This window comes from Bdellovibrio sp. HCB-110 (assembly GCF_047323225.1).
Classification (GTDB): Bacteria; Bdellovibrionota; Bdellovibrionia; order Bdellovibrionales; family Bdellovibrionaceae; genus Bdellovibrio.
Genome location: NZ_CP178750.1, coordinates 3,990,711 through 4,017,228 on the forward strand (window position 1 = coordinate 3,990,711; position 26,518 = coordinate 4,017,228).

Here is a 26,518-nt window from a genome sequence, read left to right on the forward strand (position 1 = left end):
TTCACCTCTGGGGGGTGAAACAAAACAATCTAAAAAACATTGAGGTCAAAATTCCCGTTGGCTCTATGACGGTTATTTGCGGACCCAGTGGTTCAGGAAAGTCATCGCTTGCCTTCGAGACTCTTTTTGCCGAAGGCCAGCGCCGTTTCATTGAGAGCATGTCCAACTATGCTCGTCAGTTTTTAAATAAAGCACCAAAGCCGGATATCGAGGGTATTAACAATATTCCTCCGGCAATTTCTATCGAGCAAAAAAATACGGTGAAGAGTTCTCGCTCGACTGTGGGAACGACCACCGAAATTATCGACTATCTTCGTTTGCTCTATGAAAAAATCGGAAAGTCTTATTGTCCTACCCATCACTGCCCTACTGAAAAAGAGAGTGTGACGGAGGCCACGGACAAAGTTATTAAAAGCTTTACTGGTAAACGTGGTTATATCCTTGTCGAGATCACCGAAGAGGGTCGTGTCGCTCAAGGAAAGAAACTTCACTCGTTGCTTTTGCAAGACGGTTATCTTCGTATTTATTTACCTAAAGCTTCTGAAGCAAAGCCTGCAAGCAAAGCCACGAAAAAAACGGCCGGGAAAAAAGCTTCTAAAAAAGAAACTCCCGAGGTCGTCCCTACAAATCCTGGTGGTTTGACTCAAGAAGAAATGGGCACTGTCATTGAGATCGGTGATGCTGCTGCCATTAAAAAAGGTCTTCCGAAAGAAACTTTCTATCTTGTGATAGATCGTATGAGCTTTAATGAGGATGAGCGCGGACGTATTGCCGACTCTTTGACTCAAGCATATGAAGCGAGCATCAAATATAATACAACTCTCGTGACAAGAAGAGCGACAATCCTGACAACAGAAGGTCAACGTCTTCAAGTCAGTGAAGAAGCTTCTTGTCCTGTGTGCGGTTATACTCCACCGCCACTCAGTTCGAGACTTTTTAGTTTTAACTCTCCTATTGGTGCCTGCCCAACCTGCAAAGGTTTCGGGAACACGTTGGACATCGACGAAGAAAAAGTAATTCCAAATCCCAATATGAGTTTGGCGCAAGGGGCTCTCAGTCCTTTTTGGATGCCAAGTGCGGCTCACGAGAAAAAACAACTTCTTACGTATTGTAAGAAAGCGAAAATTGATACGCACACTCCGTGGAAAGATCTTCCTAAAGAACACCGTGACGTGATTTGGAATGGCAACAAGGAATTCTTTGGAGTTCGAGGGCTGTTTGAGTATTTGGATCAAATCAAATACAAAATGCACGTGCGCGTTTTCATTTCTCGCTTCCGCAGTCCTTTCTTATGTCCAACGTGCAAAGGCGCGCGTTTGCGCAATGAAGCCAATCACGTTTTGGTGGCAAGTTCTAATATCAGCGAGCTATCTTCTATTACGATCGAAGAGCTTCATCAGTTTTTCCAAAAACTGGAAGTGACACCTCACCAGCAAGAAGTTGCTGGCGAAGTTTTAAAACAGATCCGTTCGCGTCTTGAGTTTTTAATGCGTGTCGGAGTCCACTATCTTTCTTTAAGCCGTGAAACCAGAACTTTATCTGGTGGCGAATACCAACGTTTGATTTTGGCAAATCAGTTGGGCATGGGACTTTCGCAAGCTCTTTATGTTTTGGATGAGCCTACCGTGGGTTTACATCCTCGCGACAATGACCGACTTATTTCTATTCTTAAAGATCTTAAAGAACTTGGTAACACCCTAGTTATCGTTGAGCATGATCACGACGTGATCAAAGCCAGTGAGCACATTATTGAAATGGGCCCGGGTTCTGGATATCTCGGTGGAGAAGTCGTTTACGCCGGAACTACCGAAGAGTTTTACGACTACGAAAAATCAAACACGGTTCCTTATCTCGTTTCGAAAAATTCTGCTCCCTTGCGCGTAATTCGCCCCGTGGATGTGGAAACTTATAAAGTGAAATTGGAACTTAAAGGGGCCAAAGGTCATAATCTCAAAAATTTGGATGTGACTATTCCGCTCAATCGTTTGGTTTCTGTTACGGGTGTGAGTGGTTCTGGTAAATCCACCTTGATCACAAAAACTCTTTATCCTGCTTTGGCCCGCGCTTTAGATTTAGAGTATCTTCCGGCACAAGATTATGCAGGCCTTGATGGTGTTGAGCATATTAAGAACGTACTCTTGATTGATCAGTCTCCGATTGGAAAATCAGCAAGAAGTTCTCCGATCACTTATCTTAAGGCTTTTGATGCCATTCGCTCGATCATGGCGACAACTCAAGAAGCCCAGGTGCGCGGCTACACTCCTGGCACATTCAGCTTGAATGTCGATGGAGGACGTTGCCCTGCTTGTAAAGGGACCGGCTATGAAGAAATCGACATGATGTTCATGGATAACGTGGTTATCCCTTGTGACGTCTGCGATGGAAAAAAATACCGTCCTGAGATCCTTGAGATTCAGTATAAAAATAAAAATATTCACGAAATTCTGTCGATGACGGTCAATGAAGCCATGAATTTTTTCGTAGCTCATCCGAACATCCGCAAGCCTCTGAGTGTTCTTAAAGAAGTCGGTCTTGATTACTTACAGCTGGGTCAACCAGCAAACTCTTTGAGCGGTGGTGAGTCTCAACGCCTTAAAATCGCCAAAGAGCTCTCTCAGGTCCAACAAAAGTCGACTTTGTATATTCTTGATGAACCCACGACGGGACTGCATTTCCGCGAGGTCGATTTGCTAATGAAGGTCCTTAATAAGCTTATTGAGACTGGCGGAAGCGTTGTGGTTGTGGAACACAATCTCGATGTGATTCGCGGATCTGATTATGTTATTGACCTCGGCCCAGAAGCAGGTAAAAAAGGCGGAAACATCGTAGCGCAGGGCTCCCCAGAAGACATCATGAAGGCCAAAAAGAGCCTTACGGGACAGTACTTGAAACGCTACATTGAGAGCCACACAGGTTCGCCAAATCGGAAATAAAGAATGCAAGTTGAAATCAAAAAGCTCATCGCGGAACTCAAACCCTTTAGAAAAACGATCATCATTGTCGCCATCACCGGGATTGCTTACGCATTAGCTACATCGGGAATCGCCTTCCTGACTAAACATCTTTTCGATGCTCTTTCGTCTTCCGATCACCAACGCATCTTGCGTCTTATCCCGTTGGCTCTGCTGCTAGCTCTTATCACAGCAGTGAGCAGGTACTACCATATTTATCTTATGAACTACGTTGCCGAATGTGTCGTGCAAAGCATTCGTCAAAAACTGCAGCAGAAGTTTATGAGTTTGAGTCTTTCTTTCCACAACAACTATCATGCAGGCTCCGGCGGACTTATCAGCCGCATTTTGAATGACATCAGAATCATTCAAGATGGACTTCGTGTCGTTGCCGACATTTTCCTCCATCCTCTTTTACTTATTGGATTGCTGGGAAATCTTTTTTATATCGACTGGAAACTGACTTTAGGAACCATGATTGCGGTTCCATTTATTGCGGCTATTCTAAAATCTATTTCGCGCAGCATGCGTAAGTACATTCCCCAAGAGCGCGACGCCCTTGAGTATATGACTTCGACGATCAAAGAAAGTCTTGATGGCGTTCGTATTATTCAGTCCTTCAATCTTGAAAAAGACATGGCGGACCGTCTTATCAAGGATTCTGATAAGTATCTCGCGATTCGCAAGACTGTTTACAAGCGCCAAGAAGCTGCGGGACCAGCAACTGAGTTTATTGCGACTTTCATCGTCTTGTGCGTTTTACTGTACACAAGTTTTGAAGTGGCCGCCGGTCGTTCGACTCCAGGAACGTTCATTGGATTTTTAACGTCCCTTTTGATGATCAACCAACCCATCAAAAGAGTTCAAGAGGCTTACGTTCGTATTCAAGAGGTGACCATCTCTGTCCAACGTATCTTCTCGATCATTGAAGATCCTTCGGAAGTTCCACAAAGCCCTAAGAACAAACCTTTCCCTAAAGATTGGAAAAAGATCACTTATAAGAACGTCAGCTTTTCTTATGGCAAAGACATGATTCTTAAAAATGTGAATCTAGAAATCAATCGTGGCGAAGTTGTCGCCTTGGTTGGCGCCAGTGGTAGTGGTAAATCCACCATCGTAAATCTGCTTGAAAGATTCTTTGATGCCACTTCAGGGGAAATCCTGATTGATGACGTCAACATTCTTGATATCAACCTGAAAGAGCTTCGTCGCAATGTTGCTCTTGTGACTCAAGATGTTTTCCTTTTCAGTGATACGATTGAAAAGAACATCTGGGCCGGGGACTATAACAGAGACCGCGCGGATGTGATGGCCATGGCTAAATTGGCCAATGCTCATGATTTCATTATGAAGATGCCTCAGAACTATCAAAGCCGTGTAGGCGATCGCGGCAATCTTCTCTCTGGTGGTGAAAAACAGCGCATCAGCATTGCTCGTGCAATGTTCAAAGATGCTCCTCTCTTGATCCTTGATGAGGCGACGAGTGCTTTGGATACGGCGAGCGAAATAGAAGTTCAAAAAGGCATTGATCATCTTATGGAAGGCCGTACAGCTTTGGTGATTGCGCACAGACTTTCGACAATCCAAAAGGCCGATAAGATCGTTGTGCTAAAAAATGGACAGATTGCTGAAGTTGGAAGTCACCAAAAATTGCTCAATCAGCAAGGTGAGTACTTCCGTTTCCACAGCCTTCAGCACACATAAAAACTAATTTCAGAGCTAAATCATCTCATTCTGAGACTTGCGTACAAGGCCTTGGTCTAGGTTTGCACGCTTTTTAGACACTCTCCTAAAGTTCGTCTACTTTCTTGACGATAAAAGAATCGACACTTTTACGTTCACTGAAAGGAACTGATTTATGATTAATTGGGATGAGTTTGAACATATACATGTCATCAACAAGCTCAAACATATTCTCAGCGCGTGGTGGAACATTGACGTTGTATTCACAGACGAGCGCGGAACTTTAAAAGGATATGACTCTGATAAAGTCACATTCAGCAATCCGGCAATCAACGCTCTCGTAAAAAAAGAAGCAGGCCAAGCAAGCATTGCTGAGCTTGTAACGAAGTCATTGGATGATCTTCGCACTTCACAAAACCGTTTCAGTCTGCGTAAGTGGGACATCGTTGGTTTTGATGTGGGTGTATTCCCGATCATGATTGAAAATGACTGTGTAGGCACAGTTGTAGCGATGGGCTTCTTCCGTGAAGCAAACTTCACTGCTCGCATGAGCGAAATCCGTGAGCGTTTAGCCGCTTTCGGTATGTCTGGTGAAGTGATTGAAAAATGTTTGGGCAAATTGAAATTCTTGGACGATCAAGAGCGCGCTCACTTCAATGAGCTTTGCGAACTTGTGGCTCAAGAAATCGTAACTCTTCACTTGGAAATTTCTTCTCGTGAAGATCGCATCAAAGAATTGAATAAAGAACTTGGCAACCGTTTCAAGTACGACAACATGATTGGTAAATCAAAACCAATGCAATCGTTGTACGCTCTTCTTGATAAAATCAAGGGTGCAGATTCAACAGTGTTGGTTCAAGGGGAAAACGGTACTGGTAAAGAGTTGATTGCAAAATCAATCCACTACAACTCCAACCGTAAAGACAAACCTTTCGTTATCCAGAACTGTTCTGCGTTCAATGACAACCTTTTGGAATCAGAGCTTTTCGGTCACGTAAAGGGATCGTTCACTGGCGCTCTTAAAGATAAAAAAGGTCTTTTCGAGATGGCTGATAAAGGAACTTTCTTCCTGGATGAGATCGGGGATACGTCTCCACAAATGCAAGTGAAGCTTCTTCGCGTATTGCAAGAAGGTACTTTCATGCCAGTCGGCGCAACAGAGTCTAGAAAAGTAGACGTGCGTATCGTAGCGGCGACAAACCGCAACCTTAAGGAAATGGTTGAGCAAGGTACGTTCCGTGAAGACTTGTACTACCGCTTGAATGTTATCAATATCCGCGTTCCGCCTCTTCGTGAAAGAAAAGAAGACATTCCATTCCTAGTGGATTTCTTCTTGAATAAAATCCACGATCAACAAGGTGGAGCAAAACGTCAAATCACGAAACGCGCTTTGGAAAAGTTGTACGACTATCCATGGCCAGGTAACGTGCGTGAATTGCAAAATGAGATCGAAAGACTTTGTGTTCTTTCCGGCGACGAAACAAAACTGATGGCAGAACTTCTTTCTCCAAAAGTTTTAGAAGCTGGTGAGAAAAATAAAGTTCAGGGTTCTCGCTTGCAAGGTAAGTTGAAAGACGCTTTGGAAGATCTCGAGCGCGAAATGATCCGCGAGGGTCTTCGCCGCACAGGTTGGAACAAATCGAAACTTGCCAAAGAACTTGGCATCAGCCGCGCAGGTCTTATCATGAAAGTTGAAAAATACGGTCTTGATAAGCGTAAGCTGGCTCGCTAGGTACCTGCTTCCCATCGTTCATATTTAGGTACATCTTAAGGCTCTGTGGAAACACAGGGCCTTTTGTTTTTTGAGTTATGTACTTTTTCATCACGGAGGGAAGCAGGTACCTTCTGAAGAAATTACTGACATGATCGAAACTTAGAGGCTTTTTATGGGGTCCAGAATAGATCAATTTTTACACAGGTAGCCGTCTTAAATCATTTAAATCACGTGATAATTCAAAAAGCGACAAATCTTGGCACCACTCTTGTATTAAGGGTCTCTGTGTAAGGGGATACGTGGTTTATGCAGACAACATTGGACAGCTCATTCGTTAATCGATTGAAGCAAATTCTCGCCAGCCGCTATGGGAAGGGTTTACAGATCCGTCAATTGATGGATTTGGCAGAGCTTGGCTCTGTGGATGAAGTGTTCACGCGGGGGCGTGACCTTCATATTCCGATTCGTGTGAATGGATCGGTTTTGGGGACCGCGGTGGTTCCGTCTGCGGATGATCTCAACGCAGAAAAACGCCAAGGGGTCACACAACTCGTGCGCATGGTTTTAGAACCTGCGATGTATAAATGGTATCTCGATCAAAAAGAAGCCAACTTGGTTGAGCTCAATAAAGCTCAGCTTACTTTGGACAATGTTCGTTTGTTCGGTGAAGAACCACTTCCTTCTATCGACGACATTCTGAATGACAACTTAGAGCAACTCAACGAAAGTCCAACTGCGGATTTGATTTCAAATCTTATCCACCTTGAAGGGCGCTCTGAAAACACCAACAAAAAAGTCGCTTTGCAACTTCATGAACTGACAAGTCGTTGGGCTTTTGTCCCGTTTAATGACATCAAAGGACAGCTTCATTCCTCTCAAGACATTGCAAAAATGGGTGCAATGACAATTTTCGTGGAGAATGTTGAAAGCCTCAATGCGGCTGAGCAAGAGCTTCTAATGGATTACATTGCAGAAGAACGCTCTGCTGATGAACCATTGCTTATTACAAGCTCTCTTAAAAACCTTGATGAGTTAGGAAAATCGGCTCTCAATTCAAACTTAGTCGATGAGCTTTCTGTGAATTGTTTCGAGGTGGACCGTGCGCCACTGACAACTCAAGGTCTTAAGGAAGTTTTGGAGCTCTTCTTTATGAAAGACTCCCCGATCGACGCTTAAAAGTTTAATCCTTGAAAATAACATGAGTGTCTGTGAGAATTTTTCTTATGGTCACTCATGATGAATATTTAAATCCGTTTCTTACCCGTTCATTAAACTCCAATGCTTACAAAGTATTTTCTTTGGCCGGAGACGCTTCCAACCGCCGTTACTATCGCGTGGTCCTGGATCAGCAATCCTGGGTTCTTATGCGTTGGGAACCGTTTCAACCGGAAAACTATCCTTTCCTGAGTGTCCTTAATCACTTCGCAAAAAATGGTGTTCACGTTCCTAAAGTCGTTGCGATGTCTCCTGAAGAAGGATTGGTTCTTCTTGAAGATCTTGGCGACCTGACTTTGGAGAGAAAGTTCTGGGAACGTCAGGATCAAGATGCGGCTGTTGAGTTCTACCAAATGGCTATTGATGAAATCGTGAAGATTCATCACCCGGCTACTTTGGATAAATCCGACTGCACAGCTTTTAAAATGAAATTTGATACCGAAAAATTCCTGTGGGAAATGAACTACGGAAAAGACAATTTGATTTCTGGAATTCTTAAGTTTCAATTCAACGATGCTGTGAATAAAGAAATTGCCGATATCTTCACAGATATTTGCACACGTCTGGATAAAGAGCCAAAGCGTATTGCCCATCGCGATTATCACTCACGCAACCTTATGATCAAATTGGATCAAATGTGCGTTATTGACTTCCAAGATGCGCGACTTGGACCTATTCAGTACGACCTTGTCAGCCTTATGCGTGACTCTTATGTCGATATGAATGATGCCATGGCAAAAAATCTTATCGATTACTATCTTGAGAAATCCAAAGAGTATCTTCCAAAAGATTTCTCCCGCGAGCATTTTGATCGCATATATGAACTGCAATCCATCCAACGCTGTTTCAAAGCATGTGGCAGTTTTGCCAGTTTCTATCATCAACGACAAGATCGTCGTTATTTAAAATATCTTTCTGGAACTCTTCGCCGCGTAATGAAAGCCATCAACGAGTTTCCTGAATATAAAACTTTTGCTGATGTTCTTATTGACTCTGGTGCCCTTGAAAGAAAGTACGAATCATTATGAATGTCATGCTTCTGGCTGCGGGTGAAGGCACACGTCTTCGCCCCTATACAGAGATTCTTCCTAAGCCAGCAATTCCTTTTCTAACTGTGCCGTTGGCTGCTCATTCATTAAGTTTTCTGCGCGGAAATGCAATAGATAAGCTCGTTGTTAACACATACTACCTGCCACAAAAAATCCACGAACTTTTCCACAGGCTTCCTCATAAAGCACAAAGTCTGCATTTCTCAGATGAAGTAGGACAAATTCTTGGAAGCGGCGGTGGTTTAGGAAATGCCCGCAAGCACTTTATCGGTGGCGGTGATTTCGTTATGATGAATGCCGATGAAGTCATTCTGCCTAAAGATTCTCAAATCCTAAAAAAAGCTTTGCAGCTTCACAAGCGTTCCGGTGCCTTGGCTACAATCATGGTGATGGATGATCCTCGTGTGGGAACTCAGTTTGGTGGCGTTTGGGCTGACGCCAATAACAAGGTTCTTGGTTTTGGAAAAACAGCTCTTCCGGGAGCGAAAAAAGGATGGCACTTTATCGGAGTGCAGATTCTTTCCGAAAAAGTTTTCGATTATATCCCAACCACTGGCGAATCGAATATTTTGTACGACGCCTTAGTTGCTGGAATTCAAAAGGGAGATCTTGTTCAAGCCTTCCCATTTGAGTGCGGATGGTTTGAAACTGGAAATCCTCAAGATTTTCTAGAAGCTTCGGAAAAATGTTTCGGGTATCTTGCTGACTCGGAAAACTCTTTCCAAAAAGAGGCTTTACAAGCCACTCTGAAAGAGTTTGCCTCTGAACCAGTTCATGTGGAAAAAAAGGGATCAGCAAAGCTCATCACCTCACAAAGTACAAAACTTGAAAAGAATGTTCAGATCGAAGGACTTTTCGTGAGTGGACAAGGAAGTGTGATCGGCGAGAACTCGCATCTTAAAAACGTGATCGTCGGCGCCGGCGTCGCAGTACCTGCGAACACCGAAGCCTCAGACAAATTATTCATTTAGATTATTTTTGCAAAGCCAGTTCGGCGTCTGTATAGAAAGACTCTTGGCTTTCCTTAACTTTATATCGACGAGTCATCATCAAGAAGATACTGTCAGCGGCAACACCAATAGGTTCACCGTTATAATTCTTCTGCATGCCCGCAAGACTTGATGGATCACGCTCGAGGCTAACAGCGCCCGTACTCACTACGCCCGTCGCAGCTACAGATTCTTCGCCAGCCGATTCACCCAAAGAAGCTCCTCCGCCGCCACCGCCTTCATCAAAACCACTGGCTGCTGTCATAGCGCCGAGTTTCAATTTTTCTGCTTTAGCCGAAGCTCTCTTTTGAATTTCTTCATAAGTTGCCACCGCACCAGCAATCGCACCGCTTGAAAAACCAGCGGCTGCCATTGCTCCCTGTGAAGCAAAGTCAGAAGGTTTATAAGACTTTCCATCCGGAGTCGTGATTTTTCCTAACTTCGCATCAACAATTCCGGCGTCTTGAAGTTTCTTAATGTTAGAACCTAAGGCCTTTACACTTGGATCTTTGTTGACTGGGTTGTTGGGGTCTTTCATATCCGTATCGTAGTCATAAGGACTGTCACCGTAACCATTGGATTGACCACTCGTCATACCAGCTGCTCCGGCGGCTTTTCCGTGCTGACCACTTTGAAGCATTGAAAGAATACCCAAACCCGCAAGCATCGCCGCTGTCCCGTAGTTCTGACTGGCTGCCGCTGCTGCAGACATCGCAAACATCATCGCACCCGCAATAGCCTGCTGACCGGCTGCACCTTTGTTGGCACTTGCAGTTTGATCGGCACCTTGCTTAACGGAAGAACCATTGTTCGCATTACCACTTGTCTCGACACCCTTTGAACCGCCTGTCGTAGTGGTTGTGGTCGTTGTTGTGTTTGCCGCAAATAAAATCCCAGGCTGGAAGGCCATTAGCAAAGCGATGGTGTATTTAATAATCGACTTCGTCATAGTCAGCCCCTTAGTTATTTAACAAAGTATTTCTATTATCACGGTAGCGATCTTTGATTTTTTCCCAATTCGACTTGCCACCTTGTCCACTAACTTCTTTAGTCCACGCAGCTTGTCCGCCTGCTTTGTTTGGATCTTTGGCTCCACCAGGAAGATAAGCGCGATATTTTTCTGAACTGCCGCTACCACCATAAGAACCCCACGAGCCGCCGCCTCCGCCGCCGCCCGCACCACCAAGAATATTGGTATCAAGACCTTTTTTCCCAGCAGACTCTTCACCTTTACCGGCACCACCGCCAGAGCCACCACTGCTTCCGCCAAGACTTCCACCAGCACCACCGCCCGTCGGAGCACCGGCTCCATCTGCGCTGCTTGGATTTCTTTCACCCAACTCCATACCACCTGGGCCGCCACCCAAATTAGGAATGCCACCAGATGCACTGACATTTGTTTTATCAGTCGCTCCTGTTGCTACTTGGCCGCCTGTTGAAGTTTCACCAAGACCGGCAATACCCGTTGAGCATCCCGCTGTTCTTGGATTTTTAAAACAGATACACTCTGGAGATTGCGGATTTTTACAAAGACATTCTTCTGTTTTAGCTTTCGCTGGATCAGCACACACGTCTGCTACTGCATCAGGGGTGGAACCTTTGGATTCTTCTTCGCACTTTTTACCTTGATTCATGGAGTTTAAAAGAGATGCGATACCCGCTAAACCTGAAGTTAGAAGTTGCGCATACTTATCTGTACAAAGCGATGCTTTGCCAGCCATTGATTTTTTTTCCGCTTGATTCAGCTCCTCTTTAGCCGCCACATTCATTTCTTGTTGAGCGGTTTGATATTCAGTCACTGCCTTCTGACATGCCGTCAACGTAGCTGGGTCGGTGGATGTACAAATAGGTTTATCTGATGAAACTGCCTTTTGAATACTTTCAAGACCTTTTCTCGCGCTTACGCAAGAAAGACCACAACCTGCTTTCATTGTTCCGCAAGCTGCTGTGTAAGCCGTCATTGCCGCTTTCGCAATATCCATAGCATTCGCAAATCCACTACATTGATCTTTGACTGCAGCTCCACCTAGTGTAGATAGAATTGTATTCAGAGTTGTGATTCCCGTAAGAATATTTGGGCTTAAGTGCTCCAAACAGGCATTAGCTGCACCACTATGTCTTGAAACGCAATTAGGCTTATCTGCCATATACTTTTTTTCAGCTGCAACAATTGTTTGGTATTGAGGAAATTTACCGCCATTCAATGTTCCCTGTGCATAGGCCGCCTCTAACTTGGCTTTTGCGGCAGAAATCTTTTTGTCTGAGTCTAATTGCTCGCCCATTTTATCGTTATCAGCATCTTGCGGCTTAGGCGTTATAGCCGTCGGAGTTCCGCCGCCACCTGCTTCAGGTTGAGTGTCGCCATCAGCAGCGTAAACATGCGCAGGAGATAAGGAAAAAGATAAGACAGTCAACGCCAGCACGAGTTGTTTAGAAATGACCCTAATCATAAGATTCCCCTATGTCTCACTTTTCGGACAAAAGTCGACGGGTCTTGAATATTATTTTTGCATCTCAGAATGAGACACTCGAGTGGCATTAAACTAGAATTCATCGTCTGGAGGAGGCTGATTAAGAATGGTTCCGTTCACACCCTCGCCACCGATATTTTGCATTTCGCTTCGTAGATAATCAGAAGAAATAAGCTTCACAGAATAGCCGACAGAGCCACCGATGGCGCAGTTTCCTGATGTTGGATACTCGGTGTTGCCATTGGGATTGCCGGAGTTAATTCCAATCGGATAAGTTTTGCACTTTCCTAGTTTTCCAGTGTCTAAACTATAATCCATCAAACTCAAAGGCGCCCAACCTGTAAGAGCATGCTCCCACTGTTTGGAAATATAAGTAAGCTTTTGGTCAATATCGACCATTTGCTTAATGTGGTTACTGTTCTTAACGACGGTGTATTGATCTTTCACGCTGAACTCATCATAGTTCACGCCACCCACTTTAGGTCCGCCTTTATGAATTCCCAAGTCTGCTAAGAATTCTCTAGGACCAATACCTGAAGGACCTTGAGTGTAATAACCTGCGCCCGGTCCTTTGAGGAAACCGTCGCGAATACGTTTGTAATATGTTTGATAGAAGTTGGGTTGAATCGAGTAATAAGCAAAATCAAAAGCATCAGGAAGAACAGCGCTCATTTCAAGATCGCGCATCATCGACGGCTGATTCATTTGTCCATCCCAAGCCATGATATCTTGAGAATCACCTTTTTGATAAAAGTTAAATGGAAGATGGTCCCAGTGATTGAAGTTCGGTGCAGAGTCTCCGTAGTAAACTCCATCAGGGTCCGACGGCACTGTGTAATCTCCCGCGCCACGCCAAGCCGGATCCATTTTATAAATGGCTTGTCCGTATTGAAAGAGCACCCGTCGGCTTTTTAGCCCCCAGGGGTCACCGACAAAACGACTGTAGTTGGCGGCTCTAGATGGATCTGTAGGATCACCAATGTTTCCTACGTCAACAACTCGTGGAGGGAGATTGGGATCCAGATTATTTGCTCGGTTTAACTGATCAGAACCTTTGCTCGGAACTTGTTTGGATCTCCACGTTTTGCCATACCACGGACCAATTCTTCCGCCGAAAGGTTTATAAAACGCGCGCGCTTTTAACGTCACAGCACCAAATGGAGAGAACGGAATATTCGGACTGGTTTTCGCAGAAGCTCCCACGTAGGCCATGCAATAGGGATTTTTCTCAACACCTACAGAAAAATTATACGGACTCTCCAAAGGAGGAGCGGCCACCCGAATAAATTCTGCAAGCTGATCAATCGCTGACATATAGGCAGTTTGTGTGTAGTGCTCAGGCTTATTATCTTTTTGCAGCATTTTCTTTTGCGGAATAATTCTATCCCGGGAACCCTCGCATAAGGTATCTATATATACAAACCCTGGCGCAATCTTAATAGGCACCAACCACTTCGGAGGCGCACCTGATTGCGCCCCGGATTTATTACAACTTGGATCTCCCAAAGAGTTGTAGATCTCAAAGTCTTCACTCTTCTTCATCGACTCCAAATTTGCCGACGTAAGATTATTGAACAAGGTATTCTTCATACCCTCACGAACACTTTTACCGTCGATATCATAGAAGTCAGATTTCGGATCATCAGGACTCATCGCGCGAGCTAGATGCGTGATGAATTCCATACGACTGGCTTGATCAATATTGTAAGCAACAACGAATCCACCCAAGATTTTATAATTTAAAGATCCGAAGTCACGACAACGCTCAAAGGCTTTACTTCTCATGACTTGAGAAAGTGTTTGAACCGAGCGGCTGACGTTAGGTAAGTCGATAAAAACCGGTGGAACTTTGAAGACAGAGATTCCGCTAAATTGAGTTAATGATTTACACGTATTCTCTTCTGGAGGCATCGGCTTAAAGGGAATGTATGTAATACAAAATGCCGGGGCATTATAGAAAGCTTCCGCTGACATGTTGATCCCGTCTTCATCACTGCCTTTAAGACCTCTGGTTCTTTTATCAAAAGGATGTTCTTCGAAGTCCCCTGCACTTCCCAACATGCGATAACGCCACGTTAGAAGTTTCCAACTTTGACGAATCTGATAGTTCGTGTGAGCAATAACGTTCATGCCCTCGGCTTGTTTCATCGCTCCATAATAGGCAGCAAGATCCACCGAGTTTTGCAGATTGATTTTGTGATGAACTAAAAGACCGACGTTAATAACCATCGCAAAGAAAAGAAACAGAATCTGAAATATCAAAGCCACAAAAAGAGCGACTTGCCCTTGGCGATTGTTAAGATTCTGAATAAATGTACTTTGCTTGTTTAACATCTGTGTTTACACATTCTCTCGTATGATGCCTCTTGAGGCAACAACTCGACCTCTAAAACTTTGACTTGTTCTATAGTGAGATGACAGACTTTTGGACATAGTTCCCAGGAGGAAACCTCGACAATGGTCCGTGCCCTTTCTATCGCAATCAGCTCCCTTCTTCTTTTTGGCGCCACGTTCGCGCATGCCGATATTTTGTTTGAGGGATATTCGAAAATTTTGTCCGGAGAACAACACATTGGCTACGTTATTAGCCGTTATGAGTTCGACAGTAAAAAGAAGCAGTTTATTTCTACGTACTTCTTAAAAACCGGAAAAGGGCCAACGGAAATCACCGAGAGTCTGAAGGCTATAGCCGATGCAGAATTAGCGCCGATCTCTTACGAATACACGACCCTCGCAGGCAAGGACAGTAAGACCGTCGATGCTAAGTTCAAAGGTGGAAATCTCAGTGCTGTCGTAAAGAACAATGGCAAAATTCAACGTATTGAACGAAAGATTCCGAAAGGAACTTTTTTATCTACGTTCCTTGTCTATCTTATGTTGAAAAGTAAAGATGGACTTCGCTCTGAAACCAATTACGAATACCAAGCCATCGCCGAAGAAGATGCCGCCATCTACAAAGGCCAAGCGCTGGTTGGAAAAGAAGAAACCTTCAACGGCTTTAAAGCTTTTAAAATCCTTAACACATTTAAAGACATTAAGTTTTTAAGCTACGTGAATGAACGCGGCGAGGTGTTAGGTACAAACGCCATGGGCCAAGGAATCACCACAGAACTTGTCGGTGTCCCCTCTGAGGCCACCAACAATCAACCCTACAGCAGCACTTTATTAAAAACTTTGTTCGGCTCAGTACCGGAAGGACAAGCCAACGTGGTGGTTCGTTCGGCAAAACTCAAAGAGGCCGAATCGAAAGCTCCGGCACCATCAAAACAGATGGGCGTGCCGCAGGGACAAGGTATTATTCTTAAAGCTCAACCGGAAAAAGCGGATAGTAAAGGAAACTAAGCATGAGCATCAACCACATCATTGGTCAGCACTTTTTTATTGGCGTCTCTGGACATGCTCTCACTGCTGACGAAAAAAAATTCATCGTTGAAAACAATATTGGTGGGGTTTGTCTTTTTGGACGTAACGTCGCAGATCCAAAACAAGTTCATGATCTCTGTGCGGAAATTCAATCTCTTCGTCACAAGCAAGCCGACAAAGTGCCACTTTTTATCGGTATTGATATGGAAGGCGGACGCGTTCATCGCCTGAAGGCTCCTTTCACGGTATGGCCGCCTTTGCGCAAGCTGGGCGATCTTGATGCTCCGACAGTTTCTTTCCATTTCGCCAACAGAATGGGGCAAGAGTTAAAAGCTGTGGGTATCAATTTGGATTTCGCTCCGTGCGTGGATGTTTTCACGAATCCGGCTAACACTGTGATTGGCGACCGCTCGATCAGTTCCGACCCGGAAATGGTTGCGAAACATGCTTCTGCGTTGGTGCGCGGATATATCAAATCCGACATTCTTACTTGCGCAAAACATTTTCCAGGACATGGCAATACGATCATCGACAGTCACGAAGATCTTCCGGTTGAAAATGTCGACTTGGAACGTTTGGAGTCCTGTGAGTTGATTCCATTCAAAAAAACATTTAAAGCCCGTGTTGATATGGTGATGACTTCCCATATTAAGTTCCCGAAAATTGACCCTGATTGGCCGGTAACTTTGTCAGAGACTTTCATCAAAAAAATTATTCGCGACGAATGCCGCTATCGCGGTTTGATTGTGACGGACGATTTGGGAATGAAAGCCATGACCAAACATTATGGCATTGAAGAAGTTCCTGTTCGCGCTCTGAAAGCCGGCGTTGATCTTCTGCTTTACTGCAACGATCCTGAGGTTCCACCGCAAGCTCTCGAAGCAGTCTTGGGTGCGACAGCTCAAGGTACTTTGCAAAAAACAGATCTTGAAGCCAGCTATCGTCGCATCTTGGATCTTAAGAAAGCGAAGATCACACAACCTGATCCACTGCCAATGTCAGAGGTGGTAAATATCGTCGGTCATCCAGATCATCTCAAAATCGCTTCGGCGATTGCCAATGGCCAAGTGCCTGAAGGCCTCCTCCCAGAATAAGACTGACAAATGCCCGAACAGGCCTGAAATAAGTTCAGGCCCTCCCCAACCCATCTGCAATTGAGGGCCCTCTTAGATGGCCCAGGAATTGATAATGCATTTCCTGACATCACAGGAGTGTTTATGGGTTTTGATATGGAAAATAAGTCAAATAGCAATGATCAGTTGAGTCTTTTTGACTTTCAAATGCCCAAAGCTGACTTTGCTCCTTCAAAAAAAGACGAAGGCTCATCTGCTGTCGATTTTGATGTGTGGTTGATGGCTCATCGTGAACCCGAACAAAGTAAAACTTCAAGATTCATGACTGTTTCAGCGGCCGTGCATGCGGCTGCGATTTTGCTTATTGCGATGATGACAGTTCCTCTTGTTGAACAAGCAAAAACTGAAACTATCACTATCGAGATCGAAGACGTCACTCCACCTATGAAAATGGCTCGCGGTGTTCGCACACCTCCGACTCAAGGCGGAACTCCAGTTAAAGCTGAAACACCTGTTGTTGAAAAACTTGAAGAGGCCGGAAGCCCGAATGACGTTGTTGTCGCGAAGCCTAAAGCCACACCGAAAGCGGCGGCTGTAGCAAAACCTGCTGCCGCAAAATCCAAAGCTCCTGCAAAATCGGCTGCGAAGGCAACTCCCAAAGCTGGAGTAGCAAAAACAGCTGGAAGAAGTATCGCTCCCAAAACAAATTTTAAAGCTGTTCCCATGACGATTGATGACATTGAAGCTCCTGAATTAGATCAGGGTGAGCTCGCCAATGCCAACGTCCATTCGCAAATGAACGAAGATTTTAATGAGGACTTTGAAAATATCGACAACTCAAAAAGAGCGGCTCTGGAAAACGAAAAAAAATCCATGGACGCTATGGCAGCAGCTCTTGAATCCGAACAAGATGAGAGTCTGAATGCACTTGATGAAATGAATAAAGAAGAAGCGAGTCGTTTGGCTGCGGCTCAAGATTCACTTCGCAAGAAGAATGCACAAACAATCGCTTCTGCTTTGGCTTCAGAAAGAGCCGCCGCGGCAGCCGCTGCTCGCGAAGCTGCTGCTAGAGAAGCCGCCGCAAAAAGAGCGGGAATGGGTGGAGCCGGTAACGGCCTTGGTACAAAACAAGGTGCCGGCGCTGGAAACACAGGATCTCAAGGACCGGGAACTCAAGTTGCTGGAATGCCACAAGGAGTTCGCAGTCTTGATCAACTTCGCCAAATGCCTGGCAACCCACGTCCTCAATACGATCGCGAAGAGCGTCGTCGTGGTGACCAAGGTAAAGTGGCCTTCATCGCTTACATCAGCAAAGAAGGTTATCCAACGAAGTTCCGCATGATGGAATCAACAGGGTTCAGAAATTTGGACTCTAAAACTTTGGCCGCTCTAAAAAAATGGCGCTTCTATCCAGGTCAAGAAGGTTGGGTTGAACTTCCATTCCGTTGGGACTTAAAAGGTGGAATGCAAGAAGACGGTGGTTTGCTCCGCAGAAGCGTGAGCCGTCGCTAATCCAAAAAATCACTTCATATAAGTAACGCTATAGAGGGACTCTTTGAGTTCCTCTTTTGTTATCCAGACATTTCCTTTTTCACAGCGACTGCGAAACTTAGGATAGTAGGTCGAACAATCGCTCCCCCACGTATTACGAATCAAATACTGACATTTTCCCTGAATCATTTTGCGAGCGGCAATAATGCTGGAGTGATCGGCGTGTTTGTCGTCTCCCTCTGGCGGCATCAACGTGTAGGCACTATAGCCGATCGCGGAAATACGACCATTTTCTAAAGCGGAATCAATCGTCGCGAAAAGTTTTTTTGCACCTTCATCTTTGGTGATCTCACCTTTTTTGATGCGCGTTTCGTACTCTTCAAGTGTATCCCCAAACTTCGTCATCACCGGAATCAAAGGAACGGGCCAAGGTTTGCGCTGACACTTTTTATCTAACTCGGTCTCGTAAACATCCACCATCGCAACCGACATCGGATCTACGATTGCCGAAGTGAGGTCTCCTTGAGGGCGGAACAAAGGACACTTGTTTTGGTCCTGATAGGCTTTGTTTTTTCGGCTGTGCATTTTAGCGACGTTTTTTAGAAACTGATTTTGATTCGACTCTGTCGACGGAAAATTCTTTTCTGCGCACAGGCCCTTCGCATTGGCGAGAACAATGGTCGTATCTTCTTGTCCACCTGTATCTGTCAGCCCGCCCGCTTTGAGAATATTTTGAGGATCATATTTTCCCGCAGCTTCTTTGCGATGCTGGGACACACGGTTGTAAAAATCAGGATTCTCTTGAAGATAATTTTTAAGCGCAGGATCTTGAATGCTTTCTAACTGATAAGGGTCCGAGAGAATAAACGTCGACGCAATATCCGTCGCCGAAACTCTTTGCTTTACTCTTTGTGAAATCAAATCCGCCGAAGTGTATGCGAAACACCAGCTCAACTCCCCTTGATCGCGATTGGGACCCAACTCAGCACGATAATCGATCGTTGAACACGACTCTTTGGCATGGGCTATTGAGAAGAAAATAAATACGATCAAGAAAGTCTTCATACGCAAAGACTTATCGGATTTCTCAAATGAAGACTTAAGAAGGTGTGCAGGGAATAGAAAAAGCCCTTGGGAGACCCCAAAGGCTTATCTAAGTACTTAAAATTAATGGGCAATTAGTCTTTGAAAAGAACTTTCGCAGATTTAGTAGTGCCTTTAGTGCGAACAGCAGCTTTACGCTTTTTACCGCTAGTAGATTTCTTCTTTTCGCGGATGTATTCAGTTTTTTTCGTTTTAGAAGCCATGGTCTCTCCTGAGTTTTTAACGGAATGAGTTAGTTATCAAAACGGAATCTCCAAGTCAACCGAATGGCGGTAATCTCCCGAGTTTTGTGGATTTCCCTGATAAGCGTAGTTTAAAGCGAATCTAGGGCCTTTAAAACCCACTCCCGCAGTAATTAGTTCCCGCTGATCGTCGGTATCGTTGGAGTATCCGAAGCGGGTAATTATAAATTGGTTTAGGTAGGTTTCTAAGCCCGCCATATAAACGGACTCCGAAGTGGCATCCACGCGAAATCGCACCATGGCCTTGTAGATGTAGTTAAATCCGCCGGCCACCGTTGTTTTGGGACGGATGGCTTCTGGAATGTCTTTGTTTTCGCCCATGATGTTGTAAACCACCAGAGCCCACCCGATGTGAGATTTCGGAGTGTAGATCAAACCCAAGTCTCCGTTGACTTGGCGATACGAAGAATTCGGAAGCTTGAACTCGTAATAATGTCCCGTCACTCCCAAGGCCCATTTATCCATAAAAAATTCTGCCAAGGAAAGATTGATGTCCGAGAATTCAAGATCACCTTGTGCAACATCAGATTTTTTATTCACGTAACCCAACGCCGCCGGCAGAAAACTATCCGGAGAGTTGTCACTTAACGTGATGGCAAATTCATCTTCAGCGAATGAAGAAAAAAAGTAGTGACCTTTTAAGTGCACCAAAGTGGATGGATTTAAAAAAGAAGCATCACCTGATTCCACCGCCGCACGTCCAGTTCCTCCTGTCGCTGCAGAGATCGAGGAATTATAAACTTGGGCCGAGGCTGCATTCACGATAAGATAAACAAATAAAAAAACAGGAAGTTTTTTAACTAAGCTCAAAGGATGGGGCATGACTTTTCACCTCGCAAGTATCGTGAGTGCGTTTCTTTTGGCATTCACATCCTACCAATCGGTCCAGGCCGGAGCCAACACTTTTACTGCAAAACCTGTTCGTCTTGGCGACAACCTTCTTTCCATTCTTCGCCAACAGGGATTTTCCGAGAAGCAGCGCGAGCAAGTGCTTGCCTCTCACAAAGGGCTTAGAACTCTATTTTTAACTCTGGACACACGTTATCTCGTACGACGCTCTGGAGATGAGGTCGAACTTCGCATGTTTGATTCGCAAACTTCCGACGCCTTCCGCATTTTCAAAAAAGGCTCAACAGTTCGAGCCGGAGCCTATCAGCCTCAATACAAAATCACGCATGCGCGAGTGGACGGCCGTGTTTATGGATCTTTGCTGGGAAGTATCCTTGCGAAGATCAACAGCAACTGGGTCGCAACACGCTTTATGGACGCCTATGTTTTTGATATGGCAAACTCTCGTGACGTAGCCCGTGGGGCGCGCTTTTCTTTTACAGTTGAGAAAAAGTACGAAGCCGGTCAGTTTGTAAAATACGGAGAAGTTATACAGACTTCGCTCGACATCGATGGCTCACCAGTTCATAAAAAGTTTGTGCGCTACAAAGACGGTGGTGTCTTTTTCAGCTCCCAAGATTTGATCGAAGATCGCCCTTTCTTTGCCCCTGTCGAATACATCAAGGTTGCAAGCCGATTTAAGCCCAACCGCCTGCACCCGATCACGGGTCGTTTGCAGCCACATCTGGGTATCGACTTTGAGTTGCCTATTGGAGAACCCGTCTTTGCCCCCCGCAAAGGCACGGTCGTTCGTTACGGTCACAATCGAGCGGCGGGGAACTACATTGTTCTTCTTCACTCCAACGGAATGGAGACGGCATACAATCATCTTCATCGCATTGATAAAAAAATTCGCCAAGGTTTGAAAGTGTCTGCCGGAGAAAAGATCGCCGAAGTTGGTTGCACCGGATACTGCACGAGAGCGCACTTGCACTTTGCAGTAAAGAAAAAGGGTCGAATGGTCGACCCTATCAAATACATTAAATCTTATCCGCCACAAATGGAGCGCTTCTTAGAAGAGCGCGTGGCAAGTAACTAGTCGCGAGTACACACAGTTACATAGTGCATGCACTTACTTGTTGGAATTGCGCCACCGTAAGTGCCGTTCGGACGGAAACACTCTTTGGAAACGTCATACTCAACTTCCGCAAAACCTTTTGCAGCAAGGTTTTCCTCTTTATAACAAGAGATACCACCTTTAGGTACAACACATCTTAGGGCCACATTCACATCCCACTGATCCGCACGCAACTGACGGCGCATGATGCTTAACTCCGTACGAATTGTTGGGTTGTTTTTGATTTCGGCGTAAGTGTGGCTTGGGCACAATGAAGCCGCATCTTGAGCGCGAATGACTCTGTACATTCTATTGCAGTTCCAAGTTTTTGCTCCAACACCAGGAGAAGAAAGATCTGTTTCAACTAACTGTGCAAGAACACGATTTGGATTTGTCGAAGCAGAAGAACCGTCTGGATAAGGAGTGAAACTCATTGTGTAACCCTTACCGTAAGCCGACTTCACAGGATAAGCGCTGCTCGGAGAACGCACTTTATAAATTTCTTCCGCGTTCGAAGGCATATATGTCAAAGCAAGAATACCGGAACTCATAAAGATGTTGCGGAATTCCTCTGATAACTCTTCACTTGTATTAAAGTTAAGACTCGCCTCCATCACACGTTGTTCTGGAGAGAATGGGAAGTAGTTTGCCGTAATGCCTTTTTGCACAGCCTTTGTTGATTCATCTTGTTTTAAGAAGGCATCCATCACCAAAGCATCTGTCAGATTACCTACCATTGGAACGATATCTGACCACAGAGTCACTTGGCTGTTTGTAGTGTAAACATCTGTCAGACTGTTTTTTACACGAATGGCTGTCGTTGCAACGGCCCCCGCATTCGCCGGAGAGTCCGCCAAAAATTCTTTGTATTGGTTTAAAGATAAAGCTGTCTCTGGATAAACAGGTTTGAAATTTGAATCCGCGTAAGCGAAGAACTCATCTTTGATTTTAATACCGGCCGTTGTGTACGCGCCTGCTTGGAGAGATGTGAATGCCTTGTTATTACGAAGGTGAGTTTCAGCACATGAATTGTAAGTGATTGTGTCAAATCCAGCATCGATGGCAAAAGGAATACTGCTGACCTTTGCGGCCGTGCTTTCACCATATTTGGCGCTTAAAGCTGCGTCAGATGTTCCCGCATCTAGAGTACTATCCAACTCAGAATCAAACCCGGCTTTCCCGCAGTTTTGAAACGACACGACAAGAATAAAGGAGGCAATAATGCCACTGGCGGCCCGCCATGTCGTCTTGTTAAAACGTACTTTCATGGAATACTCCCCTAAACACTAGACTATCACACTCCTTTTCGGCAGTTTCACAAAAAACCACAGATCTTCTCACTCTGAAACACTCTAGGAAAAGCTCATGGAATCAATAGCCCCTATCGTTATCTGTTGTCTTAGAGTGAAACGTTTGAGATTTATTAGGGATGTCGAAGATTAAAAAAGCTATCATCCCAGCCGCAGGTCTAGGCACCCGCTTCCTGCCTGCCACAAAAACAGTTCCTAAAGAGATGCTCACGATCGTGGATGCTCCAATCATTCTGTACGTGGTCGAAGAAGCAGTCCAAGCGGGAATTGAAGACATCGTGCTTATCGCTGGCCGCGGTAAACATGCTATCGAAGATTTTTTTGATACTTCTTACGAACTTGAAGACAAACTTGCCAAAGACGGCAAAGAAAAACTTTTAGAACGAGTGACGAAAATTCGTGAAAAGGCCAACATCATCAGTATTCGCCAAAAACAAGCAATGGGCTTAGGCCATGCAGTTCTTTGCGGTCTTCCTATTGTTGGCAAAGAACCTTTTGCGGTTCTCCTGGGTGACGAAATCACGATGGGCTTCCACGGGGAGCCCAACGTCACTTCTCAACTAGTAAACTCGTTTGAAGAAACAGGCACATCGACAATTTCAGTGATGAAGGTCGATGACAAAGACGTTTCTAAGTATGGTATTGCTGAAGTCGACGAAAGCTCTAAAAACTTTTTTAAGGTCACGTCGCTTATCGAAAAACCAAAACCGACAGAGACAAAAAGTCGCTGGGCCCTACCAGGTCGTTATGCTTTTGATAACAGCATTATGGATATTTTGCAGTCTGCAAAGCCTACACTGAATGGCGAGATTCAACTCACTGACAGCATGAAGGTTTTATGCCAATCCAAAGGTCTTAATGCCATGACATTTACAGCGAAACGCTATGATGCTGGTGATAAGATCGGATACTTGCAAGCCAACATCGAATTGGCGCTGCAAAATCCAGAGTTGGGCGCTGATTTGAAAAACTACATCCTACAATTGGCTCAACGCCTGAATTAGGAGAGCTTATGAAAAAGATTCTTCTTCCTTTGATCGCGGTACTTTGCGGGCCGAGCTTCGCACCGGCCTACATTCTTCCGACTCGTACGATCTTGCAAAAAACTTCAGAGAACGCGGGCTCAGGCATTTACGCCATCGAGCAAGAAGTGCAGTTTTCCAATGGTGAAGAGATGGTCGCGGTCAAAGAAACTTGGTTGATCGATAGCGACCGCACGATGCGCCTCACTGTGACTGGCGGCAAAGATTTGCAAAACAGCTTTAAGCTTCAGTACCTCTACAACGGCGGCCAAAAGTGGAGCATGACCAACAACTCTCGCACAAGCTCTAAAGTCCCTGATGATTTCTTGGAAAAGTTTTTGAATTTTAGAAACCCAGAGATTTTTGCCAACACACTGGCTCATCTAAAAATGCTTCCCGCTGGCGCTTTCCAAAAGAAACCGGCGGGCCGTACAGGTGCGGATTTTAAGAATGAACCTGAATCTTGGGTTCGCTATTCTCGCACGGGCGGCGTTGTGAATTATGCTTTGGGTATGGCAACTCCTGTTGATCAAGAGTTGAACTATCCGGGAATTTGGATTGAGCAAGATCAGTTTGTTGTGCGTAAATTACGTTTGCCAACTCAAGTTGAAATGAGTGCCAACAACTACAATCAATTTGCCCGTGGTCTTTCGTATCCTCGTGCACGCACAATTCGTTGGGGCAACAACACCGTGACCATCCGTTTGATCAGCGCCTCTGCCCGTCCACAGACGGCCGTAAATTTGTTTCAGCCTTCTTCTTTGGATAGCAATTTGAAATGGGACGGAATTAATTCTCTTCCTGCCAAAGACGTTATCACGGAGTTCTACACGAGGTTTCGATGAGTTCTAGCCAGCTATGGAGAGTGGCCGTCGGCGCTCCTCTTCCAGAAGCTTTGACTTACAGCTTTGCGAATTCCCTTCAGCGCGGACAACTTGTGAATGTTCCGCTGGGACGTCGCAAAGTGAAGGGCTTGGTTCTAGGACCCACAGACAAAGTTCCTGATTTCGAAGTTAAAAGTATTGATTCCATTGATGAGGAATATGCACCTCTTCCTGAACCATTTATGAAATGGTTGGAGTGGCTGGCGCAATACTATATTCACCCCGTTGGACAGGTTGTTCAATCGGCCTTTCCTCCCTTGCGTAAAACGGATAAGCAAAGACAATCCAAAAGACCTCCGGTGATTCCACAGCTCGAAAGTGACAGCGCACTTGATTTGACTGACGAGCAAAGAAAATGCTTCGAAGACATCGCAAAGCAATCGGGCTTTGCTACTCACTTGCTATTTGGAGTTACGGGTTCAGGAAAAACAGAAGTGTACTTGCGTCTTCTGGATAAAGTTCTGAAAGAAGGCAAAAGAGGTATCGTTCTTGTTCCCGAGATTTCTCTGACTCCACAATTGATCCAACGTTTTGCCCGTCGCTTCGGTGATAAAATTGCAGCTCTGCACTCGCAACTCACGGACCGCGAAAGAACCAATCAGTGGTGGGATATTGTTGAAGGCAGAAAATCTATTTTGATTGGAGCGCGCTCGGCTCTTTTCTGTCCTGTCGAAGATTTAGGTCTTATCATTGTCGATGAAGAGCATGAGCCCAGTTTCAAACAAGACGAAAAATTAAAATACAATGGTCGTGATGCTGCCGTGATGATGGGAAAGCTGATGAACTGCCCTGTCGTTCTGGGCTCAGCAACGCCAAGTCTTGAATCTTGGAAAAATGCGCAGGAGGGAAAGTACCAACTGCACACTCTTCGTCATCGCGTCGCCAATCGTTCTTTGCCTGACATCGAAGTGATTGACCTTCGTCATCAAAAATCCGACGACGAAGAAAAGAAAAAAATCATCGACAAATATTCTCATCTTCCCTTCTGGCTAAGCCCCGCACTGTATGAACGCATGGGGGAAGTTTTAGAACGCGGAGATCAAGCGGCTTTATTTTTAAATCGTCGTGGCATCGCGCAGATGGTTGTTTGCCCGGCTTGCGGTCACACGCGTGAATGTCCGAACTGCGATATTTCTTTAACCTTGCATGCGCATTCACACTTGATTTGTCATTACTGTGATTATCATGAAAATTTCAAAACCAAGTGCCCTGACTGCAAAGAGGGCGAACTACAAGCTATCGGTTTAGGAACGGAACTTGTCGAAACAGATCTCGCACGCCTTTTCCCTGAAAAAAAGATCGCGCGCGCGGATCGTGATGAAATTCAAAGTCGCGCAGACCTGGAAGATCTTATCGCCAATATGGAAAGTGGCGAAATTGATATTCTTGTCGGCACGCAGATGATTGCCAAGGGTTTGGATTTTCCGAAACTCAAATTGGTGGGACTTGTTTTAGCCGATGTTGGATTTAATCTTCCTGACTTCCGCGCCACCGAAAGAAGTTTTCAACTGATCACGCAAATGAGTGGGCGAAGTGGTCGTCACGTCAAAGAGGGTGAAAGTCCCGGATTAGTGATCATTCAGACTTTCAACGTCGAGCACGACAGCATCACTTTTGCTCGCAACCACGACTTTGAAGGCTTCGCACAACACGAATTAAACATTCGCTCACAACTGCACTACCCACCGGTAGGACGTTTGGTGAGCTTCCGTATTCAAGGGACTCATCTAGGAAAAGTCGAAGAGACCGCCGGACTTTTAGCGAGACGAGCTTATGCTTTGAAGTCTCAATTTCCCCAATACAACTCCATAGAGATTTTAGGGCCTGCAGAGGCTCCTCTTTCGAAACTACGGGGGCAATTTCGCTTTCATCTTCTAATAAAAACGACCCAAGTTTCTGCTGCAAATCCCTTTTCAAGACAGTTATTAGGCGATCAAGAGTGGGTTCCGTCGGGAATTAAAATTTTGATCGATATTGACCCAATGAGTTTGCTTTAATTCCTGCACTTTCCT

Annotated in this window: 20 protein-coding genes; 13 read left to right on the plus strand and 7 right to left on the minus strand. The window is 45.1% G+C overall.

The window, feature by feature from the left end; all coding sequences use genetic code 11:
* Positions 1 to 14: 14 nt before the first annotated feature.
* From uvrA to ACL934_RS19115, 6 genes are all read left to right on the plus strand, one after another.
* A complete protein-coding gene (gene uvrA, locus ACL934_RS19090) occupies positions 15 to 2,933 on the plus strand; it encodes an excinuclease ABC subunit UvrA (RefSeq protein WP_413612807.1) in 2,919 nt (972 codons plus the stop codon).
* A 3-nt stretch (positions 2,934 to 2,936) separates the two neighbouring features.
* Positions 2,937 to 4,655 carry an ABC transporter ATP-binding protein gene (locus ACL934_RS19095; protein ID WP_374076249.1) on the plus strand — a complete coding sequence of 573 codons (1,719 nt, stop codon included), beginning with the start codon at positions 2,937 to 2,939 and terminating at the stop codon, positions 4,653 to 4,655.
* Positions 4,656 to 4,809: 154 nt separating this feature from the next.
* Positions 4,810 to 6,366, plus strand: a complete 1,557-nt coding sequence (locus ACL934_RS19100) for a sigma-54 interaction domain-containing protein (RefSeq protein ID WP_374076251.1) — start codon at positions 4,810 to 4,812, stop codon at positions 6,364 to 6,366.
* A gap of 288 nt (positions 6,367 to 6,654) precedes the next feature.
* Positions 6,655 to 7,524 carry a hypothetical protein gene (locus ACL934_RS19105; protein WP_374076253.1) on the plus strand — a complete coding sequence of 290 codons (870 nt, stop codon included), beginning with the start codon at positions 6,655 to 6,657 and terminating at the stop codon, positions 7,522 to 7,524.
* Between the two features lie 32 nt (positions 7,525 to 7,556).
* Positions 7,557 to 8,591, plus strand: a complete 1,035-nt coding sequence (locus tag ACL934_RS19110; protein ID WP_374076255.1) for an aminoglycoside phosphotransferase family protein — start codon at positions 7,557 to 7,559, stop codon at positions 8,589 to 8,591.
* Positions 8,588 to 9,583: a sugar phosphate nucleotidyltransferase gene (locus ACL934_RS19115; protein WP_374076256.1), complete on the plus strand. Its 996-nt coding sequence runs from the start codon at positions 8,588 to 8,590 to the stop codon at positions 9,581 to 9,583. The genes ACL934_RS19110 and ACL934_RS19115 overlap by 4 nt, the downstream gene beginning before the upstream one ends.
* 1 nt (position 9,584) lies before the next feature.
* Here ACL934_RS19115 and ACL934_RS19120 read toward each other — a convergent pair whose 3' ends face one another.
* The 3 genes from ACL934_RS19120 to ACL934_RS19130 all read right to left on the minus strand — a co-directional run bounded on the left by ACL934_RS19120 (position 9,585) and on the right by ACL934_RS19130 (position 14,406).
* Positions 9,585 to 10,550, minus strand: a complete 966-nt coding sequence (locus tag ACL934_RS19120) for a hypothetical protein (protein ID WP_374076258.1) — start codon at positions 10,548 to 10,550, stop codon at positions 9,585 to 9,587.
* A gap of 10 nt (positions 10,551 to 10,560) precedes the next feature.
* The gene (locus ACL934_RS19125) at positions 10,561 to 12,051 is read right to left on the minus strand and encodes a hypothetical protein (protein WP_374076259.1); all 1,491 of its coding nucleotides are present in this window, start codon (positions 12,049 to 12,051) and stop codon (positions 10,561 to 10,563) included.
* 93 nt (positions 12,052 to 12,144) lie between these two features.
* Positions 12,145 to 14,406, minus strand: coding sequence for a Tad domain-containing protein (locus ACL934_RS19130; protein WP_374076261.1), 2,262 nt, complete (start codon positions 14,404 to 14,406; stop codon positions 12,145 to 12,147).
* Positions 14,407 to 14,529: 123 nt separating this feature from the next.
* Here ACL934_RS19130 and ACL934_RS19135 point away from each other — a divergent pair, with 123 nt between their 5' ends.
* From ACL934_RS19135 to ACL934_RS19145, 3 genes are all read left to right on the plus strand, one after another.
* The gene (locus tag ACL934_RS19135) at positions 14,530 to 15,414 is read left to right on the plus strand and encodes a hypothetical protein (RefSeq protein ID WP_374076263.1); all 885 of its coding nucleotides are present in this window, start codon (positions 14,530 to 14,532) and stop codon (positions 15,412 to 15,414) included.
* 2 nt (positions 15,415 to 15,416) lie between these two features.
* A complete protein-coding gene (gene nagZ / locus ACL934_RS19140) occupies positions 15,417 to 16,529 on the plus strand; it encodes a beta-N-acetylhexosaminidase (protein ID WP_374076265.1) in 1,113 nt (370 codons plus the stop codon).
* Between the two features lie 123 nt (positions 16,530 to 16,652).
* Positions 16,653 to 18,020 (plus strand): energy transducer TonB, encoded by a 1,368-nt coding sequence (locus ACL934_RS19145; RefSeq protein WP_374076267.1) that lies wholly within the window; start codon positions 16,653 to 16,655, stop codon positions 18,018 to 18,020.
* Positions 18,021 to 18,029: 9 nt separating this feature from the next.
* Here ACL934_RS19145 and ACL934_RS19150 read toward each other — a convergent pair whose 3' ends face one another.
* The 3 genes from ACL934_RS19150 to ACL934_RS19160 all read right to left on the minus strand — a co-directional run bounded on the left by ACL934_RS19150 (position 18,030) and on the right by ACL934_RS19160 (position 20,167).
* Positions 18,030 to 19,064 carry a hypothetical protein gene (locus ACL934_RS19150; RefSeq protein ID WP_374076269.1) on the minus strand — a complete coding sequence of 345 codons (1,035 nt, stop codon included), beginning with the start codon at positions 19,062 to 19,064 and terminating at the stop codon, positions 18,030 to 18,032.
* 113 nt (positions 19,065 to 19,177) lie between these two features.
* The gene (locus ACL934_RS19155; RefSeq protein ID WP_256461057.1) at positions 19,178 to 19,306 is read right to left on the minus strand and encodes a hypothetical protein; all 129 of its coding nucleotides are present in this window, start codon (positions 19,304 to 19,306) and stop codon (positions 19,178 to 19,180) included.
* A 36-nt stretch (positions 19,307 to 19,342) separates the two neighbouring features.
* A complete protein-coding gene (locus ACL934_RS19160; RefSeq protein WP_413612808.1) occupies positions 19,343 to 20,167 on the minus strand; it encodes a hypothetical protein in 825 nt (274 codons plus the stop codon).
* Between ACL934_RS19160 and ACL934_RS19165 the strand changes: the two genes are divergently transcribed.
* Entirely contained in the window at positions 20,166 to 21,272 is a 1,107-nt protein-coding gene (locus ACL934_RS19165) for a M23 family metallopeptidase (protein WP_374076273.1), read from the plus strand. The two genes, ACL934_RS19160 and ACL934_RS19165, sit on opposite strands and share 2 nt — an antisense overlap.
* On the opposite strand, the gene ACL934_RS19170 is transcribed toward ACL934_RS19165, so the two are convergent.
* Entirely contained in the window at positions 21,269 to 22,558 is a 1,290-nt protein-coding gene (locus tag ACL934_RS19170) for a hypothetical protein (RefSeq protein WP_374076275.1), read from the minus strand. The genes ACL934_RS19165 and ACL934_RS19170 overlap by 4 nt on opposite strands.
* A gap of 161 nt (positions 22,559 to 22,719) precedes the next feature.
* Between ACL934_RS19170 and galU the strand changes: the two genes are divergently transcribed.
* From galU to priA, 3 genes are read left to right on the plus strand one after another with little or no spacing between them, the layout of a single operon-like run.
* A complete protein-coding gene (galU, locus tag ACL934_RS19175; protein ID WP_374076277.1) occupies positions 22,720 to 23,604 on the plus strand; it encodes a UTP--glucose-1-phosphate uridylyltransferase GalU in 885 nt (294 codons plus the stop codon).
* An 8-nt stretch (positions 23,605 to 23,612) separates the two neighbouring features.
* On the plus strand, positions 23,613 to 24,467 hold the full coding sequence (locus ACL934_RS19180) for a hypothetical protein (protein ID WP_374076279.1): 855 nt from the start codon (positions 23,613 to 23,615) through the stop codon (positions 24,465 to 24,467).
* A complete protein-coding gene (gene priA, locus ACL934_RS19185) occupies positions 24,464 to 26,503 on the plus strand; it encodes a primosomal protein N' (protein WP_413612809.1) in 2,040 nt (679 codons plus the stop codon). The genes ACL934_RS19180 and priA overlap by 4 nt, the downstream gene beginning before the upstream one ends.
* Positions 26,504 to 26,518 lie beyond the last annotated feature (15 nt).

Excerpts from the sequence above, each read along its gene's own strand:
- ACL934_RS19095 (WP_374076249.1), top strand. The coding sequence starts at position 2,937 with ATGCAAGTTGAAATCAAAAAGCTCATCGCGGAACTCAAACCCTTTAGA.
- ACL934_RS19100 (WP_374076251.1), top strand. The coding sequence starts at position 4,810 with ATGATTAATTGGGATGAGTTTGAACATATACATGTCATCAACAAGCTC.
- ACL934_RS19105 (WP_374076253.1), top strand. The coding sequence starts at position 6,655 with ATGCAGACAACATTGGACAGCTCATTCGTTAATCGATTGAAGCAAATT.
- ACL934_RS19115 (WP_374076256.1), top strand. The coding sequence starts at position 8,588 with ATGAATGTCATGCTTCTGGCTGCGGGTGAAGGCACACGTCTTCGCCCC.
- ACL934_RS19120 (WP_374076258.1), bottom strand. The coding sequence starts at position 10,550 with ATGACGAAGTCGATTATTAAATACACCATCGCTTTGCTAATGGCCTTC.
- ACL934_RS19125 (WP_374076259.1), bottom strand. The coding sequence starts at position 12,051 with ATGATTAGGGTCATTTCTAAACAACTCGTGCTGGCGTTGACTGTCTTA.
- ACL934_RS19130 (WP_374076261.1), bottom strand. The coding sequence starts at position 14,406 with ATGTTAAACAAGCAAAGTACATTTATTCAGAATCTTAACAATCGCCAA.
- ACL934_RS19135 (WP_374076263.1), top strand. The coding sequence starts at position 14,530 with ATGGTCCGTGCCCTTTCTATCGCAATCAGCTCCCTTCTTCTTTTTGGC.
- nagZ (WP_374076265.1), top strand. The coding sequence starts at position 15,417 with ATGAGCATCAACCACATCATTGGTCAGCACTTTTTTATTGGCGTCTCT.
- ACL934_RS19145 (WP_374076267.1), top strand. The coding sequence starts at position 16,653 with ATGGGTTTTGATATGGAAAATAAGTCAAATAGCAATGATCAGTTGAGT.
- ACL934_RS19150 (WP_374076269.1), bottom strand. The coding sequence starts at position 19,064 with ATGAAGACTTTCTTGATCGTATTTATTTTCTTCTCAATAGCCCATGCC.
- ACL934_RS19155 (WP_256461057.1), bottom strand. The coding sequence starts at position 19,306 with ATGGCTTCTAAAACGAAAAAAACTGAATACATCCGCGAAAAGAAGAAA.
- ACL934_RS19165 (WP_374076273.1), top strand. The coding sequence starts at position 20,166 with ATGACTTTTCACCTCGCAAGTATCGTGAGTGCGTTTCTTTTGGCATTC.
- ACL934_RS19160 (WP_413612808.1), bottom strand. The coding sequence starts at position 20,167 with ATGCCCCATCCTTTGAGCTTAGTTAAAAAACTTCCTGTTTTTTTATTT.
- ACL934_RS19170 (WP_374076275.1), bottom strand. The coding sequence starts at position 22,558 with ATGAAAGTACGTTTTAACAAGACGACATGGCGGGCCGCCAGTGGCATT.
- galU (WP_374076277.1), top strand. The coding sequence starts at position 22,720 with ATGTCGAAGATTAAAAAAGCTATCATCCCAGCCGCAGGTCTAGGCACC.
- ACL934_RS19180 (WP_374076279.1), top strand. The coding sequence starts at position 23,613 with ATGAAAAAGATTCTTCTTCCTTTGATCGCGGTACTTTGCGGGCCGAGC.
- priA (WP_413612809.1), top strand. The coding sequence starts at position 24,464 with ATGAGTTCTAGCCAGCTATGGAGAGTGGCCGTCGGCGCTCCTCTTCCA.